Below are 346 nucleotides of genomic sequence, written 5' to 3'. Positions count from 1 at the left end.
ACTGATCGAAGGTGCACTTAACTTCCTTGGAGACATTATTGACGCCCTTGCCGGCAATTCTGAATACACGCAGGACGCTTTAGGTGCGGTAACGTTCCTAACAACACCTGGCGCGGAAGCATTCAATGACTTATTTCCCGCGGGTCGTCCTACATCTTCGTGTGGAGAAGGCGCAGCTGAAGTAAATGGTATACGTTATTGGTCATGGGGCGGCGACTTCTTGCTAACGAACGCTCTTGATATTTCTGACCCATTCTTGGCTTTCACCGGCGCAACGATCTCTGGTCGCAATGATGGTCTAGTAGGTAGTTGTCAACAGCGCTGGGGTGATGTTCTACGTGTGAAC

Annotated in this window: 1 pseudogene; it reads left to right on the top strand. The window is 50.3% G+C overall.

What is annotated here, in order from left to right:
- Positions 1 to 346 (top strand): annotated as a pseudogene (locus A3762_RS27255) (lipase); the annotation flags it as partial.

The organism is Oleiphilus sp. HI0125, from assembly GCF_001635355.1.
The sequence above is the reverse complement of the archived record's forward strand: the minus strand, read 5'-3'. Positions and strand labels throughout refer to the sequence as shown.